This window comes from Streptomyces sedi (assembly GCF_006335015.1).
In the GTDB taxonomy this organism is placed as follows: Bacteria; Actinomycetota; Actinomycetes; order Streptomycetales; family Streptomycetaceae; genus Streptomyces; species Streptomyces sedi.
In genome coordinates, this window is record NZ_VDGT01000006.1 from 38,706 (window position 1) to 53,825 (window position 15,120).

The following is a 15,120-nucleotide window of genomic DNA, read 5'->3' on the forward strand; positions in this document are numbered from 1 at the left end:
CACACTCGGCAACGATGGGCAGGTCGACTTCCGGTATACGCGTGCTGCGCGCGGCGGTGTTCGCCGCGCTCTGCGTCGCGCTCTCCGCCGGCGCCCACGTGCTGGTCTCCGGCCGCCCGCTGCCCGCGCCCGCCGTCGCGATGGTCGCGCTCGGCGTCTTCGCGCTGGCGTGGGCCCTGGCCGGCGAGGGAGAACGCGGCTTCGCCTCCATCGCCGCCCTGCTCGTTCCGACGCAGCTGGCCGCCGACACCGTCTTCACCGCGGGACAGGGCGCCTGTTACGGCCCCGGCGCGACCGCCACCCCCGGGCCGCTGCGGGTCTTCGGGCTGGACGTGGTCTGCGCGGGCGGCGACGTCGGCACCCCGTTGACCCGGCTTTTCGCCGGGGGGCACCAGCCGCTGGCCGACGCCCCCGGCAGCGCCTCAGGGCCCTGGCTGCTGCTGGCCGCGCACGTCGCGGTCGGCCTGGCCGCCGCCGGCTGGCTGCGCGGCGGCGAGCGCGCCGTGGGCCGGCTGCTGCGCGCGGCCGGCGCGGCGACGTTCCGGCCGCTGATCGTCGCCTGGGCGTGCGTCGCCCGCAGGACCGAGGAGCCCGGGCGCCCGGCGCGGGTCAGCCCCCGGCCGCAGCGGCCGACGACCCCGCCGCTCGTCCACTCGCTGCCGCGCCGCGGCCCCCCGCTCGCGCTCGCCGCGCGCTGAGGCCAGGGCCGGGCGCGCGCCAACACGGAAGCGGACAACCCCCCAGACGAAAGACGTCGATCACCCATGAGCAAGCGCAACTCACAAGAGGCCAAGCGCGCCGCCCGCGAACGGCTCCTCGCCGAGCGGCAGAAGCAGAAGAAGAAGGACAAGATCCGTCGGCAGCTGACCGTCGGTGGTTCGGTCGTGGGCATCCTCGCGATAGCCGCCGGCATAGGCGTCGCCGTCGCCAACATGGACAGCGGCGGCGACGGCGACGCCACCGACTGGAGCGCGGTCAGCACCGAGGTCGAGGAGAGCCCGGACGACGTGCTGGCCCCCTCCAACGCCACCGGCGACGACGGCCTGACCGTGCTGGTCGGCGACCCCGAGGCCGCCAACACCGTGACCCTCTTCGAGGACCCCCGCTGCCCCTCCTGCGCCAGCTTCGAGCAGGGCGTGGGCGCCGCGATCAGCGAGGACGTCGCCAACGGCGAGTACAACGTCGAGTACGTCTTCGGCACCTTCCTGGACAACAACCTGGGCGGCACCGGCTCCCGCAACGCGCTCTCCGCGCTGGGTGCCGCGCTGGACGTGAGCCCCGAGGCGTTCCAGGGCCTGCACGAGCAGCTCTACGCGGCGGACAACCACCCGGCCGAGAGCACCGACGAGTTCGGCGACGACGAGCGGCTCGTCGAGCTGGCGCAGAACGTGCCCGAGCTGGAGGGCAACGCCGAGTTCGAGAAGGCCGTCAACAACAGCACGTTCGCCGGCTGGGCGCTCCAGATGTCGCAGAAGTTCGACGCGGACGAGGAGGTGACGGGCACCCCGACCGTCAAGGTCAACGGCACGCCCATCGAGACGCCCAGGACCCCCGAGGACTGGGACGCCGTGCTGGCCGCCGCACTCGTCGAGGAGCAGCCGGAGGACGGCGGCGACGAGAACGCCGAGGAAGAGGAAGGCGACGGCGGGGAGAACGCCGAGGGCGGTTCGGGCGAGGAGAACGCCGAGGACGGCGAGGAGAACCCCGGCACCGAGTGACCGACGCCGGGTGAGCGCGCCGGCCCGCGGGCCGGGCCGCGTGCGAGGCACCGCGCGACGGGCGGGCGAGTCCCCTGGGAACGCCCGCCCGTTGGGCTGAGCGGCCACTCCCCTGCTCTACCCTGGACCCATGCGGGGGGCCGAGCGCGGACAGATCATCGACGGGCGTTTCGAGCTGCTGAGGCGGCTCGGGCGGGGTGGCATGGGCACCGTCTGGTGCGCCAGGGACCTGGCGCTGCACCGCGAGGTCGCGCTCAAGGAGGTGCGCCCCGCCGAGGACCTGGGAAAGGGCGCGCCCAGCCCCGAGGTGCTGCGCGAGCGGGTGCTGCGCGAGGCGCGCGCCCTGGCCCGGCTCAGCCATCCGCACGTGGTGCGGATCTACCACATCGTCGACGTGCTCCCCTACCCCTGGCTCGTGATGGAGCTGCTGCCGGGGGAGTCCCTGCACGACCGCGCCGACGGCGGCCCCGTCGCTCCGGCGGACGCGATCCGCTGGGGGCGCGACGTGCTCGCCGCGCTCCGGGCGGCGCACGCCGCCGGGATCCACCACCGGGACGTCAAGCCGGCCAACATCATGCTGCGCGAGGACGGTTCGGCCGTGCTCACCGACTTCGGCATCGCCGCGCTCGCCGGCTCCACCACCCTCACGGTCACCGGCGCGATCGTCGGCTCCCCCGAGTATCTGGCCCCCGAGCGGGTGCGGGGCGCGCCCGACCACCCGGCGGCCGACCTGTGGTCGCTGGGCATCACCCTCTACGCCCTCACCGAGGGCCACTCGCCGCTGCGCAGGGGCTCCACGCTGGCCACGCTGACCGCGGTGCTGGAGGAGCCGGTGCCGCCGCCGGTGCGCTCGGGCCCGCTGACCGCGGCGCTCGACGCGCTGCTCCAGCGGGACCCGGCCCTGCGCCCCGACGCCGAGGCGCTCGACCGGCTGCTGGCGGAGGCGGCGCGGAGCGCCGAGGCGGGGCCCGGCGTGCCGCCGACGCCGCCCGCGCCCGCGTCGCCCTGGGCGGCGCCGCCCACCGCGCCCCCGACTCCCCCGGCACCCGGCCCGGTGACCGGGCCGGTCGCGCCGCCAGGCGGCGGTCGCTCCCGCCGGGCGCCGCTGGCGATCGCCACGGCCGCCGTCCTGCTGCTGCTCGGCGCCGGGGCGGCCTGGCTGCTGCGCGACGGCGGCGGGGACGAGTCGGGCCCCGAGGCCGGCTCGTCCGAACGGGCCACGGCCCCCGGGGAGACCGGCGAGGAGAACGACAAGAACACCGGCGACGGAGGCGGCGATCCGGAGGAGGACCCCGAGGGGGACGAGGACCCGGAGGAGAACGAGAAGCCGTCGGACCCCGTCGAGTCGGAGACCGGGACCGAAGACCGCTGGGTGGCCCAGTTCCTCTCCGAGCCCGTCGCCAGCGGCACCGAGACCAGGGACGAGCGGCTGGCGGCGGTCCGCACCCTGGTCCCCGAGGCCCAGGTGCTGCGCAGCGACGACTACGCCTCGCTCAACCCCGGGTACTGGGTGGTCTACGCGCCCGGCCCGTTCGCCGACGGCCGCGAGGCCGTGGCCCGCTGCACGGAGGCCGGGCTGACCACCGCGGAGGCCTGCGTGGGCCGCTATCTCAGCCAGGACCCCGACGACATCGAGCTGGTCTGCGACCCCTACGACGGCGGCAGCGGCCGGTGCGTCAAGGAGGACTGACCGCCCCGCCGCCTCAGCCCAGCTCGTCCAGGAAGCCGAGCGCGACCCGCCAGGTGGCCTCCGCCGCCTCCGCGTCGTGGTCCGGCAGCCCGGGGTCGGTGTACAGGTGGCCGGCGCCCGGGTAGCGGAAGACCTCGACGTCGGCCCCGGCCCGGCCCATCCGCAGGTACCAGGCGGTCAGCCAGTCGTGCGGCTCGAACGGGTCGGGGTCGGCGACGTGCAGCTGTGTCGGCAGGTCGTCGACGGCCGTCTCGTCGGCGATGTCGGCCGTTCCGTGCAGGAGCAGCAGCCCGCGCGCCTTGGCGTCGTTGAGCGCGATGGTCTGCGCCAGCGAGCCGCCCAGCGAGAACCCCGCGTAGACCACGCCGCCGTCCGAGTGCGGGGCGGTCGCCGCGATCGCCCGCCGCAGCAGCTCGTCACGGCCGATCTCGTCCTTGATCGCCATCCCCTCCTCCACGGTCTCGGAGGTGCGCCCCTCGTAGAGGTCGGGCGTCCACACCCGGTGCCCGGCGGCCCGCAGCCGCTCGGCCGCCTCCAGGACCGCGGGCCGCAGGCCGTACGCGGAGTGGAAAAGCATGACATCGCTCACGGTCGCCTGGCCGCCTTCCTCGTCTGACAGGGCGCTCCCATCCTGCCAGTTAGCCTTGCCCGGGGAACCGTGCCCGACGAACCGAAACCGACCCGGCGGGGGACCGGGAAGCCGAGGGAAACGAAGAGGGATTCGATGGATGACGTGCTGCGCCCGCTGCTGGTGATCGGCGGCACCGTCACGCTCACCCTGGTCATAGGCTGGGTCATCGACCGGATGCTCCGGATCGCCGACGCGCGCCACGGGGAGACCCGCATCTGGGGGCTGCTGCGCCGCTGCCAGCTGCCGCTCCAGGTGCTGCTGGCCTCGTCGGCCGTGCAGATCGCCTACGACCTGTTCGATCTCGAACTGCGCCGCAACGACGTGTTCCACGGCGTGCTGGCCACCGTCACCATCGCCGCCGCCGGCTGGCTGGCGATCCGGGTGGCCAACGCGGTCGCGGAGAACGTTCTCACCCGCTACGCCTCCCGCACCCAGGACGAGGCGAGGGTGCGGCAGTTCCGCACCCAGCTGGCGATGCTGCGGCGGGTGGTCACCTCCGTGCTGGCCGTGGTCGCGGCGGCCGTGGCGATACTGCTGGTCTTCCCCGGGCTGCGCACCCTGGGCACGTCGATGCTGGCCTCCGCCGGCGTCATCGGCATCATCGCCGGCGTCGCCGCCCAGTCGATGCTGGGCAACCTGTTCTCCGGCCTCCAGGTCGCCTTCGGGGACTCGGTGAAGATCGGCGACACCGTGGTGGTCGAGGGCGAGTGGGGCACCGTCGAGGAGATCTCCCTGGCGTTCCTCACCGTCCGCATCTGGGACGACCGCAGGCTGACCATGCCGGTCTCCTACTTCAACAGCAGGCCCTACGAGAACTGGTCGCGCGGCGGCCACGAGATCACCGGCACGGTCTTCCTCCACCTGGACCACACCGCGCCCGTCGCCGCGCTCCGCAAGCACCTCCAGGAGTTCCTGCTGGGCCGCAAGGACTGGGACGGCCGCGCCTGGAGCCTGGTGATCACCGACACCACCCCCACCACCATCGAGGTGCGGGCCGCGATGTCGGCCAGGAACGCGGACGACGTGTGGACGCTGCGCTGCGCGGTCCGCGAGGAGCTGATCACCTGGCTGCGGGACCAGCACCCCTACGCCCTGCCCCGCGTCGCCACCTCCCCGGCCGCCGTCGCGCCGGCGCCCGAGGCGTGACGCCGGCGGCTGGGCGCGGCGGCCCCGCGGTCAGCCGTGCGGCAGGCTGCGGCGGTCCAGCGCGTTGAGCACCCGGTCCACCACCTCGGGGTCGGTGCCGGGCTCGGCCCTGGCGTCGAGCACCGCGCGCCGGGCCGCCGACAGCAGCTCGGCGTGGAGCAGCTGAAGCTCCCGCACCCGCTCCCCCCGGTGGGAGACCTGGTCGCGGCGGTCCTCCTCCGCCATCCGCGGGGAGATCCGCGTCCCCAGCTCGTAGGCGCGCCGCAGCAGCGCCTCGGTGACCTCCTCCGGCAGCTCGCGCTCCCGGGTGATCTCCCGCAGCCGGCCCTTGGCCGCCTTCGCCGCCCGCACCGCCAGCTCGTGCTCCAGCGCCTCCTCGGCGTTGCTGTCGCCGCGCACCCCGAGGCGGGTCGCCAGCCACGGCAGCGTCAGCCCCTGGATCAGCAGGGTGCCGAGCACCACGGCGAAGGCGATGAAGACGATCGCGTCCCGCTCGGGGAACGCGCCCCCGTCGTCGACCGTCAGCGGCACGGCCAGCGCCAGCGCCACCGAGGCCACGCCCCGCATCCCCGACCACCACATGATCACCGTCTCCCGCCAGCTGAGCGGGATGTCCTCCTGGAGGTCGGCCCTGCGGTGCAGCCGCTTCGCCAGCCAGGCCGCCGGCAGCAGCCACACCAGCCGCACCAGCACCACGGCCACCAGCGTCAGGCCGGCGGCGGGCAGCAGCTCGCCCCAGCGCCCGGTGGCGGCCGTCAGCACCACGTTCAGCTCCAGGCCGATCAGCCCGAACGCGACGCCGGTGACCAGCAGGTCTATCACCGCCCAGAAGCTCTGCCCGGTCAGTCGCCCGGTCACGTCGTCCGGGTCGGTGGCCCGCTCCCCCAGGAACAGCGCGGCGACCAGCACGGAGAGCACCCCGGAGCCGTGCAGCTCCTCCGCCACCGCGTAGGCCGCGAACGGCGCGAGCAGCGTCAGCCCGGTGCACAGCGTCGCGTCCCCCAGCAGCACCAGCAGCCGCGCCGTCAGCCAGCCGAGGGCCAGCCCCACCAGCACCGCGACCACCGCCGACAGCACCAGCTCGCCGCCGGCGCCCCAGACGGAGAACGATCCGGTGACGGCCGCCGCGACGGCCACGTGGTAGAGCGTGATGGCGGTGACGTCGTTGAAGAGGCCCTCGCCCTCCAGGATCGACACCATCCGGCGCGGCAGCCCCAGCCGCCCCGCCACCGCGGTGGCCGCGACCGGGTCGGGCGGCGCGACCAGCGCGCCCAGCGCGATGGCCGGCGCGAGCGGCAGGTCGGGCACCACCAGCTGGGCGACCACGGCCACCACGCCCGTGGTGACGAAGACCAACGCGACGGCGAGCAGCAGGATCGGCCGGATGTTGGCCGCGAACTGCCGCCAGGAGGTGCGCTGCACCGCCGCGTAGAGCACCGGCGGCAGCACCAGCGGGAGGATGAACTCCGGCGGCAGCGACACCTCGGGCACCACCGGCAGCAGCGCCAGGCCGCCGCCGAAGACGGTCATCACCACGGGTGCCGGGACGCGCAGCCACTCCGCCACCGGCACCATCACGACGGAGCCGAGCAACAGGGCGAAGAGCAGAGTCAGTTGGTCCACACGTTCCTTACTACGCGCTCTCCGCACGCAGAACGGTCAAGGCGTGGCCGAGATCGTCCGGATAGTCGCTCTCGCACTCCACCCAGCGGCCGTCCGCCGGGTGCGCGAACCCGAGCCGCACGGCGTGCAGCCACTGCCGGGTCAGCCCCAGGCGCTGCGCCAGGGTGGGGTCGGCGCCGTAGGTGAGGTCGCCGACGCAGGGGTGCCGGTGCGCCGAGAGGTGGACGCGGATCTGGTGGGTGCGGCCGGTCTCCAGCTTGATGTCCAGCAGGCTGGCCGCCCGGAACGCCTCGACCAGGTCGTAGTGGGTCACCGCGTGCTTGCCCTCGGCGACCACGGCCCACTTGTAGTCGGCGGTCGGATGGCGCCCCACGGGCGCCTCGATGGTGCCGGAGAGCGGGTCGGGGTGGCCCTGGGCCACCGCGTGGTAGCGCTTGTCCACGGTCCGCTCGCGGAACTGCCGCTTCAACTCCCGGTAGGCCAACTCGGACTTGGCCACGACCATCAGCCCCGAGGTGCCCACGTCCAGGCGGTGCACGATGCCCTGCCGTTCGGCGGCGCCCGAGGTGGCGACGCGGAACCCGGCGGCGGCCAGCCCCCCGATCACGGTCGTCCCGCGCCAGCCGGGGCTGGGGTGGGCGGCGACGCCGACGGGCTTGTCGACGACCACCAGGTCGTCGTCGTCGTGGATGATCCTCATCCCGGGGACCGGCTCGGCGACCACCCGCACCGGGGCCGGCGGTGCCGGCATCTCGACCTCAAGCCACGAACCGCCGGTCACCCGTTCGGACTTGCCGACCTCGGCGCCGTCCAGCCGTACCTTCCCGGCCGCGGCCAGCTCGGCGGCCTTGGTGCGCGAGAAGCCGAGCATCCGGGCGAGCGCGGCATCGACCCGCTCACCCTCCAGTCCCTCAGGTACGGGCAGGGTGCGGGTTTCGGGAAGCGTGCTCACCCGATCGAGTATGCCCGAAGCGGGATCAGTCCCGGTGCACGGTCCCGTCGGGGTCGAGGCCGCGGAAGGACAGCAGCACGATCAGGATGCCGCCGCAGACGATCGCCGAGTCCGCCAGGTTGAAGACGGCGAAGTGCTTCGGGGCGATGAAGTCGACCACGTGCCCCTCGAAGACGCCGGGGTAGCGCAGCAGCCGGTCGGTCAGGTTGCCCAGGGCCCCGCCCAGCAGCAGCCCGAGCGCCACCGCCCAGGGCGCGCTGTAGAGCTTGCGGGCCAGTCGGATGATCACCACGACCACGGTGGCCGCGATGCAGGTCAGGATGACGGTCAGCGTCTCACCGAACCCGAAGGCGGCGCCGGGGTTGCGCACCGCCTCGAACCGCAGCCACTCGCCGATGACGTCGACGCTGCGGTTGGGGTCCGGGTTCTCCAGGTACGCGACCGCCCAGCCCTTGGTCGCCAGGTCCAGCAGGTAGGCCAGCCCCGCCACCACGGCGAGCACCCCGATCCGGCGCCGCCCGCGCGAGGCGGCGGGCTCGCCCTCGGGCGTCGCGGCACCCTCCTTCGGGGCGGAGTCCTCCTCCGGCGTCGCGTCGTCCTCACGCACGGCGTCCCCCGGGGGCTCGACGGCCGGTGGGGGCTCTTCGGGGGTCTCGATGGTTCGCTCCGCCTCGCTCACGGAACGAGGGTACGACACGGCCGTGCGACGCTCGGAAGTCCGTCAGAACCGGCGCTCCTGCTTCTGCTTGCAGTCCACGCAGAGGGTGGCCCGCGGGAAGACCTGCATCCGCGCCTTGCCGATCGGGTTCCCGCACTTCTCGCAGAGCCCGTAGGTGCCGGCCTCCATGCGGCGCAGCGCGCGCTCGGTCTGGTAGAGCATCTCCCGGTTGTTGGTGGTCAGCGCCATCTCGTGCTCGCGGGTCACGTTCTTGGAGCCGGTGTCGGCCTGGTCGTCGCCCGCGCCGTCGCCCGAGTCCCGCATCAGGCCGGTCAACGCCTCCTCGGCGGCGCTGATCTCCTCGCGCAGCCGGTCGGCCTCGGTGGTCAGCTCGGCGCGGGCCTCCGCGACCTCCTCCGCGGTCCAGGGGTCCTCGCCGGCACGGACCGCCAGCCCGTCGGGGGCGGCCGGGTCCATGGTCGAGGTGGCCTCGGCCCTTCGCTGCGTGGTGCTCTTCTTCGTTGCCACCTGCTCGGCTCCTGTCTGCCCGGGCCCCCGCGTCGCTGACGCGATCCCTCACATAGTGTGATCTTGCTGGCGAATCGTGTCCGGAACGATAAATCGACCACGGGGCTCCGCCGTGAGGCCACGCCGGTCCGCACCTGCGTTGTGCCCCGCCCGGCCCCCGGGTAACCGGTCAACGAGGGGCCCCCAGCGCCCGTACACTGGTCGCAGCGAAAGGCGTGGATGGGGACGAGTAGCGTCGTCAGCGGCCCGAAGCGACCCGGGGACGGTGGAAGCCCGGGGGCCGCCCGATGTGAAGATCACCCCGGAGCCGCCGGCGGAAAGCCCCAGCGGGCGAGTAGATCCGGCATCGCGGCCCAACGAGCGGGCCGGGCCCAGCGGCCCCGGCCAAGGAGGGTGGTACCGCGGGAGCGCGTGCTCTCGTCCCTCCGACGGAGAACGCAACAGGTGTCCCGCCGGAGGACGGTCCGATGACTCAGTACCGCCATGTACCACCCCAGGTCGAACTGCCGGCCCTGGAGCACGAGATCCTGTCCCTGTGGGAGCGGGAGAAGACCTTCGACCGGAGCCTGGAGCAGTCCGAGGGCCGCCCCGAGTGGGTCTTCTACGAGGGCCCGCCCACGGCCAACGGCCGGCCCGGCACCCACCACATCGAGGCCCGGGTCTTCAAGGACGTCTTCCCCCGCTACCGCACGATGCGCGGCTACCACGTGACCCGCAAGGCCGGCTGGGACTGCCACGGGCTGCCGGTCGAGCTGGCCGTGGAGAAGGAGCTGGGCTTCACCGGCAAGCAGGACATCGAGGCGTACGGCATCGCCGAGTTCAACGCCAGGTGCCGCGAGTCGGTCACCCGCCACACCGACGCGTTCGACGAGCTGACCCGCCGCATGGGGTACTGGGTCGACCTGCCGAACGCCTACCGCACGATGGACCCCGAGTACATCGAGTCGGTCTGGTGGTCGCTGAAGCAGATCTTCGACAAGGGCCTGCTCGTCCAGGACCACCGGGTGGCCCCCTGGTGCCCGCGGTGCGAGACCGGCCTCTCGGACCACGAGCTGGCGCAGGGCTACGAGACGGTCGTGGACCCCTCGGTCTTCGTCCGCTTCCCGCTCACCTCGGGGCCGCTGGCGGGCGGGGCCTCGCTGCTGGTGTGGACGACGACGCCCTGGACGCTGGTCTCCAACACGGCCGTCGCCGCCCACCCCGAGGTCACCTATGTCGTGGCGACCGACGGCACGGAGCGCCTGGTGGTCGCCGAGCCGCTGGTGGAGCGCGCGCTGGGAGAGGGCTGGGAGCCGACGGGCGAGACGTTCACCGGCGCGGAGATGGAACGCTGGGCCTACCAACGCCCGTTCGAGCTGCTGGACTTCGGGGGCGCCGAGGCGCACTACGTGGTCAACGCGGAGTACGTCACCACCGAGGACGGCACGGGGCTGGTCCACCAGTCCCCCGCGTTCGGCGAGGACGACCTGCTCACCTGCCGCGCCTACGGGCTGCCGGTGCTCAACCCGGTCCGCGCGGACGGCACCTTCGAGGAAGGGCTGGAGCTGGTCGGCGGCCAGTTCTTCAAGAAGGCCGACGAGGCGCTGACCGCCGACCTCGCCGCCCGCGGCCGGCTCTTCGCGCACGTCGCCTACGAGCACAGCTATCCGCACTGCTGGCGCTGCCACACCCCGCTCCTCTACTACGCACAGCCGTCCTGGTACATCCGCACCACCGCCGTGCGCGACAAGCTACTGCGGGAGAACGAGCGGACCCACTGGTACCCGGAGTCGGTCAAGCACGGCCGCTACGGCGACTGGCTCAACAACAACGTGGACTGGGCGCTCTCCAGGAACCGCTACTGGGGCACCCCGCTGCCCATCTGGCGCTGCGACGAGGGCCATCTGACCTGCGTCGGCTCGCTCAACGAGCTGAGCGAGCTGACCGGCGCCGACCAGTCGGGGCTCGACCCGCACCGGCCCTACGTGGACGCGGTCACCTTCGGCTGCCCCGAGGACGGCTGCGCGGCCACGGCCACCCGGGTGCCCGAGGTCATCGACGGCTGGTACGACTCCGGCTCGATGCCGTTCGCCCAGTGGGGATACCCGTACCGCAACCGCGAGCAGTTCGAGCGGCACTACCCGGCGCAGTACATCTGCGAGGGCATCGACCAGACGCGCGGCTGGTTCTACACGCTGATGGCCGTCGGCACGCTGGTCTTCGACCGTTCGTCCTACGAGTCGGTGGTCTGCCTCGGGCTGATCCTGGCCGAGGACGGCCGGAAAATGTCCAAGCACCTGGGCAACATCCTGGAGCCCATCCCGCTGATGGAGCAGCATGGGGCCGACGCCGTCCGCTGGTTCATGGCCGCCGGCGGCTCCCCGTGGGCGGCCCGGCGGGTCGGGCACGGCACGATCCAGGAGGTGGTGCGCAAGACGCTGCTCACCTACTGGAACACGGTCGCCTTCCAGGCCCTGTACGCCCGCACCGGCGGCTGGGTCCCCGGCCAGCGCGACCCGGCGCCCACCGAGCGCCCGTTGCTGGACCGCTGGGTGCTGAGCGAGTTGAACGCGCTGGTCAAGATGGTCACCGAGGCCATGGACGACTTCGACACCCAGCGCGCCGGCAAGCTGGTCTCCACCTTCGTCGACGACCTCTCCAACTGGTATGTCCGCCGCTCGCGCCGCCGCTTCTGGCAGGCCGACCCGGCCGCGCTGCGCACCCTGCACGAGGTGCTGGAGACGGTCACCCGGCTGATGGCGCCGCTGGTCCCGTTCGTCACCGAGCGGGTGTGGCAGGACCTGGTGGCGCCGGTGACGCCGGGCGCGCCCGACTCGGTCCACCTGGCCAGCTGGCCGGAGGCCGACCTGTCGCTGGTCGACGCCGATCTCTCCAGCGACATGCTGCTGGTCCGCAGGCTGGTCGAGCTGGGCCGGGCGACCCGCGCGGAGTCCGGGGTGAAGACCCGCCAGCCGCTCAGCCGCGCGCTGGTCGCCGCCCAGGGCTTCGAGCTCCTCGGTGACGACCTGCGCGAGCAGATCGCCGAGGAGCTGAACGTCCTCACGCTCGGCGGGCTCGCCGAGATGGGCGGCTCGCTGGTGGACACGTCGGCCAAGGCCAACTTCCGCGCGCTGGGCCGCCGTTTCGGCAAGGGCACCCAGCCCGTCGCCCGCGCGATCGCCGAGGCGGACGCCGCGGAGCTGTCGGCCGCGCTGCGCGCCGGCACCGCCACCGTCGAGGTGGACGGCGAGCGGGTCACGCTCAGCCCGGACGAGGTCATCATCACCGAGACCCCGCGCGAGGGCTGGGCCGTCGCCTCCGACACGGGGGCCACCGTGGCGCTCGACCTGGAGGTGACCCCGGAGCTGCGCAGGGCCGGGCTGGCCAGGGACGTGATCCGGCTGCTCCAGGAGGCCAGGAAGAACAGCGGCCTTGAGGTCGCCGACCGGATCGCCGTCCGGTGGGCCGCCGAGGACCAGGAGACGGTGCGGGCCCTGACCGACCACCAGGCGCTGGTCTCCAGCGAGGTGCTGGCCGGTGACTTCGCGGAGGGCGACGGCGGGGAGGACTTCCTCGGCCCGTTCGGCGACGAGGCGTCGGGCGCCACCTTCTGGCTGCGCCGCCTCTGACCTCGTAGGTCTCACGCAAAGGGGCGGGGCCCGGACTCAGCGTCCGGGCCCCGCCCCTTTGATGATCCGACGACCTGATCCGGCCTGGTCCGACCGTCCCTGGTCAGAGGGTCAGTTGTCGTCCTCGTCGATCAGGAAGCCCCGCATCGGCGACGGCGCCTGCTGCATCGGCTGCGGGCCCTGGGGCCGCACCGGCGCCATCGGCTGGGTCATCGCCGGAGCCATCTGCTGCTGGCCGCCGTACGAGGAGGGTCCGTTGGGGCCGGGGCCGCCGTGGCCACCTCCGTGCCCACCGTGACCGCCGTGGCCACCCATCTGCTGGTTGCCACCGAGCGACTGGTGGCCGCCGAGGCTGCCTCCGCCGGGACCACCGGCGGGCGCGCCGGCCGACGCGAGCGACGGCTGGGGCGAGGGCGGCAGCGAGGGCGCGGGAGCGGCGGGCGAACGCGGCGGGGCGAGCGAGTCGTCCGACTGGCTCTCCAACTGCCGCAGCTGGCTCTCCAGGTAGGACTTCAGCCGGGTGCGGTACTCGCGCTCGAAGCCGCGCAGGTCCTCGACCTTGCGCTCCAGGGTGGCGCGGGCGGACTCCAAGGAGCCCATCGCGACCCTGTGCTTCTCCTGCGCGTCCCGCTCCAGCGCGTCGGCCTTGGCGCGGGCGTCCCGTTCCAGGCCCTCGGCGCGGCTGCGGGCCTCACCGACGATCTTGTTGGCCTCGGAACGCGCCTCGGCGATCGCCTGGTCGGCGGTCTGCTGGGCGAGCGAAAGCACCCGCGCGGCGCTCTCGTTGCCACCGCCCTGCTGGCCGGGGCCGCCCATGGGGCCGCCGGGGCCACCCATCGGACCGGGACCCCCGGGGCCGCCGGGCCCACCGGGCCCACCCATCGGACCCGGACCGCCGGGACCACCGGGATGCCCCTGCGGACCACCGGGACCGCCGGGACCGCCCGGGCCACCGGGACCGCCGTGGGCACCCATCGGCACCGGGGCGCCGGGGTGTTGCTGATGCTGCTGGCCGGGGCCGCCCATGGGGCCGCCGGGGCCACCCATCGGACCGGGACCCCCGGGACCGCCGGGCCCACCCATCGGACCCGGACCACCGGGACCACCGGGATGCCCCTGCGGACCACCCGGACCGCCGGGACCACCCGGGCCACCGGGGCCCGCGGGCAGCTGCGGCGGGCCGCCCATCTGCTGCTGCTGTTGACCCGGTCCCGATATGGCCGGCATCTGCCCGCCACCCGGTCGCTCCTGAGGCTCCGGCTTGCGCATGTTCTGCTGGTTCTGCGCGGCGGCCCTGGTCGCCGCGGCCAACTTCGCGCGCAGGTCCTCGTTCTCTCGGAGCAGCCTGGTCAGCTCCGCCTCGACCTCGTCGAGGAAGGCGTCGACCTCGTCCTCGTCGTAGCCCTCTCGCAGACGGACGGTCGTGAACTGCTTGTTCCGCACGTCCTCGGGAGTCAGCGGCATCTCTTCACCTCAACGTAAATCGTCGGCATAGCGGCAAGACCGTACTCGTTCACAGGCTGGCCACGACGTTGATCAGGATGTAGACGATGATCATCAACACGAAGAAGGACAGATCAAGGGCCACACCCCCGAAGCGGAGCTGCGGAAGGACCTTCCGCAGCGTCTTCAGTGGCGGATCTGTGACAGTGTAGGTGGCTTCCAGGGCGACAATCATCGGCTTGCTGCCGGGCGACCAGGATCGCGCGAACAACTGGACCCAGTCCATCACCAGGCGGAAGAGCAACAGCCCGAGGAAGCAGTACAAGGCGATCAACAGCACTTGTTGAACGATGCCCATCCCGCCGGTACCTCTCCCCTGGTCCGTGCCCGGCCCCTTGCCGGGTCACTCCGTCCTGCTCTGCCCGCTGTCAACTCTGGTTGAAGAACCCGCCCTCAGCGATCCGGGCCTTGTCCTCCGCCGTTACATCGACGTTAGCAGGCGACAGCAGGAACACCTTCTGCGTCACTCGCTCGATGCTGCCATGCAGACCGAAGACCAGACCAGCCGCAAAGTCGACAAGTCGCTTCGCGTCGGTGTCGTCCATCTCGGTCAGATTCATGATCACCGGGGTTCCCTCGCGGAAGTGTTCCCCGATGGTACGGGCCTCGTTGTAGGTCCTGGGGTGCAGCGTGGTGATCCGGTACGGCTCCCGCTCCGACACGACCTTGGGCATGATCACGGGCGCGCTCTTCTCCACGTTCGGTCGTTCTGGTGTGATGGAAGACACGGGAGCGATCCTCCCGGGTCGTCTGCTGTCCGTGAGCACGGGCGCGGGCGTCGGCTCCGTCTCCCGTTGGGCCGGCGGGTGGATCACCCGTGACGGCTCGTCCGCGCGTTCCCTCGCCGGTGGTTCGTGCGCCGGTTGACGCCGGTTGCGCTCCGGCTCCGGCTCGGGCTCGAACTCGTCGTCGGGGCCGTACCCCGGGCGGTCGTAGCCGTCGTCCTCCACGAGGCCGAGGTAGACCGCCATCTTGCGCATCGCGCCAGCCATCGCTGCGTCCTCCGCTCTGTGGTGGATCGGCTTCGGCCGGAAGGGCCGGGGAAGATCCACGATAATCTGCG

The 15,120-nt window shown here is 73.0% G+C and carries 13 protein-coding genes; 5 read left to right on the forward strand and 8 right to left on the reverse strand.

Annotated features, from left to right (window positions below; genetic code table 11):
* Positions 1 to 14 precede the first annotated feature (14 nt).
* The 3 genes from FH715_RS09960 to FH715_RS09970 all read left to right on the forward strand — a co-directional run bounded on the left by FH715_RS09960 (position 15) and on the right by FH715_RS09970 (position 3,408).
* The gene (locus FH715_RS09960) at positions 15 to 698 is read left to right on the forward strand and encodes a hypothetical protein (RefSeq protein ID WP_139643241.1); all 684 of its coding nucleotides are present in this window, start codon (positions 15 to 17) and stop codon (positions 696 to 698) included.
* A 66-nt stretch (positions 699 to 764) separates the two neighbouring features.
* On the forward strand, positions 765 to 1,718 hold the full coding sequence (locus FH715_RS09965; protein WP_139643244.1) for a thioredoxin domain-containing protein: 954 nt from the start codon (positions 765 to 767) through the stop codon (positions 1,716 to 1,718).
* A 130-nt stretch (positions 1,719 to 1,848) separates the two neighbouring features.
* Positions 1,849 to 3,408, forward strand: a complete 1,560-nt coding sequence (locus tag FH715_RS09970) for a serine/threonine-protein kinase (RefSeq protein WP_139643247.1) — start codon at positions 1,849 to 1,851, stop codon at positions 3,406 to 3,408.
* 13 nt (positions 3,409 to 3,421) lie between these two features.
* Here the strand turns inward: FH715_RS09970 and FH715_RS09975 are convergent, their stop codons facing one another.
* A complete protein-coding gene (locus tag FH715_RS09975) occupies positions 3,422 to 3,985 on the reverse strand; it encodes a dienelactone hydrolase family protein (protein WP_139643852.1) in 564 nt (187 codons plus the stop codon).
* Between the two features lie 147 nt (positions 3,986 to 4,132).
* Between FH715_RS09975 and FH715_RS09980 the strand changes: the two genes are divergently transcribed.
* Positions 4,133 to 5,185, forward strand: coding sequence for a mechanosensitive ion channel family protein (locus FH715_RS09980; protein WP_139643250.1), 1,053 nt, complete (start codon positions 4,133 to 4,135; stop codon positions 5,183 to 5,185).
* 30 nt (positions 5,186 to 5,215) lie between these two features.
* On the opposite strand, the gene FH715_RS09985 is transcribed toward FH715_RS09980, so the two are convergent.
* From FH715_RS09985 to FH715_RS10000, 4 genes are read right to left on the reverse strand one after another with little or no spacing between them, the layout of a single operon-like run.
* Positions 5,216 to 6,808 (reverse strand): Na+/H+ antiporter, encoded by a 1,593-nt coding sequence (locus FH715_RS09985; protein WP_139643253.1) that lies wholly within the window; start codon positions 6,806 to 6,808, stop codon positions 5,216 to 5,218.
* 10 nt (positions 6,809 to 6,818) lie between these two features.
* A complete protein-coding gene (locus FH715_RS09990; RefSeq protein ID WP_139643256.1) occupies positions 6,819 to 7,760 on the reverse strand; it encodes an RluA family pseudouridine synthase in 942 nt (313 codons plus the stop codon).
* Between the two features lie 25 nt (positions 7,761 to 7,785).
* Entirely contained in the window at positions 7,786 to 8,439 is a 654-nt protein-coding gene (locus FH715_RS09995) for a signal peptidase II (RefSeq protein ID WP_139643259.1), read from the reverse strand.
* Positions 8,440 to 8,481: 42 nt separating this feature from the next.
* The gene (locus FH715_RS10000; protein WP_246108660.1) at positions 8,482 to 8,946 is read right to left on the reverse strand and encodes a TraR/DksA family transcriptional regulator; all 465 of its coding nucleotides are present in this window, start codon (positions 8,944 to 8,946) and stop codon (positions 8,482 to 8,484) included.
* Positions 8,947 to 9,413: 467 nt separating this feature from the next.
* On the opposite strand from FH715_RS10000, the gene ileS reads away from it, so the two are divergent.
* A complete protein-coding gene (gene ileS, locus FH715_RS10005; RefSeq protein ID WP_139643262.1) occupies positions 9,414 to 12,554 on the forward strand; it encodes an isoleucine--tRNA ligase in 3,141 nt (1,046 codons plus the stop codon).
* Between the two features lie 111 nt (positions 12,555 to 12,665).
* Here the strand turns inward: ileS and FH715_RS10010 are convergent, their stop codons facing one another.
* The 3 genes from FH715_RS10010 to FH715_RS10020 all read right to left on the reverse strand — a co-directional run bounded on the left by FH715_RS10010 (position 12,666) and on the right by FH715_RS10020 (position 15,049).
* Positions 12,666 to 14,018, reverse strand: coding sequence for a DivIVA domain-containing protein (locus tag FH715_RS10010; RefSeq protein WP_139643265.1), 1,353 nt, complete (start codon positions 14,016 to 14,018; stop codon positions 12,666 to 12,668).
* Between the two features lie 49 nt (positions 14,019 to 14,067).
* The gene (locus tag FH715_RS10015; protein ID WP_097229029.1) at positions 14,068 to 14,355 is read right to left on the reverse strand and encodes a YggT family protein; all 288 of its coding nucleotides are present in this window, start codon (positions 14,353 to 14,355) and stop codon (positions 14,068 to 14,070) included.
* Positions 14,356 to 14,425: 70 nt separating this feature from the next.
* Entirely contained in the window at positions 14,426 to 15,049 is a 624-nt protein-coding gene (locus FH715_RS10020; RefSeq protein WP_139643267.1) for a cell division protein SepF, read from the reverse strand.
* Positions 15,050 to 15,120: the final 71 nt, after the last annotated feature.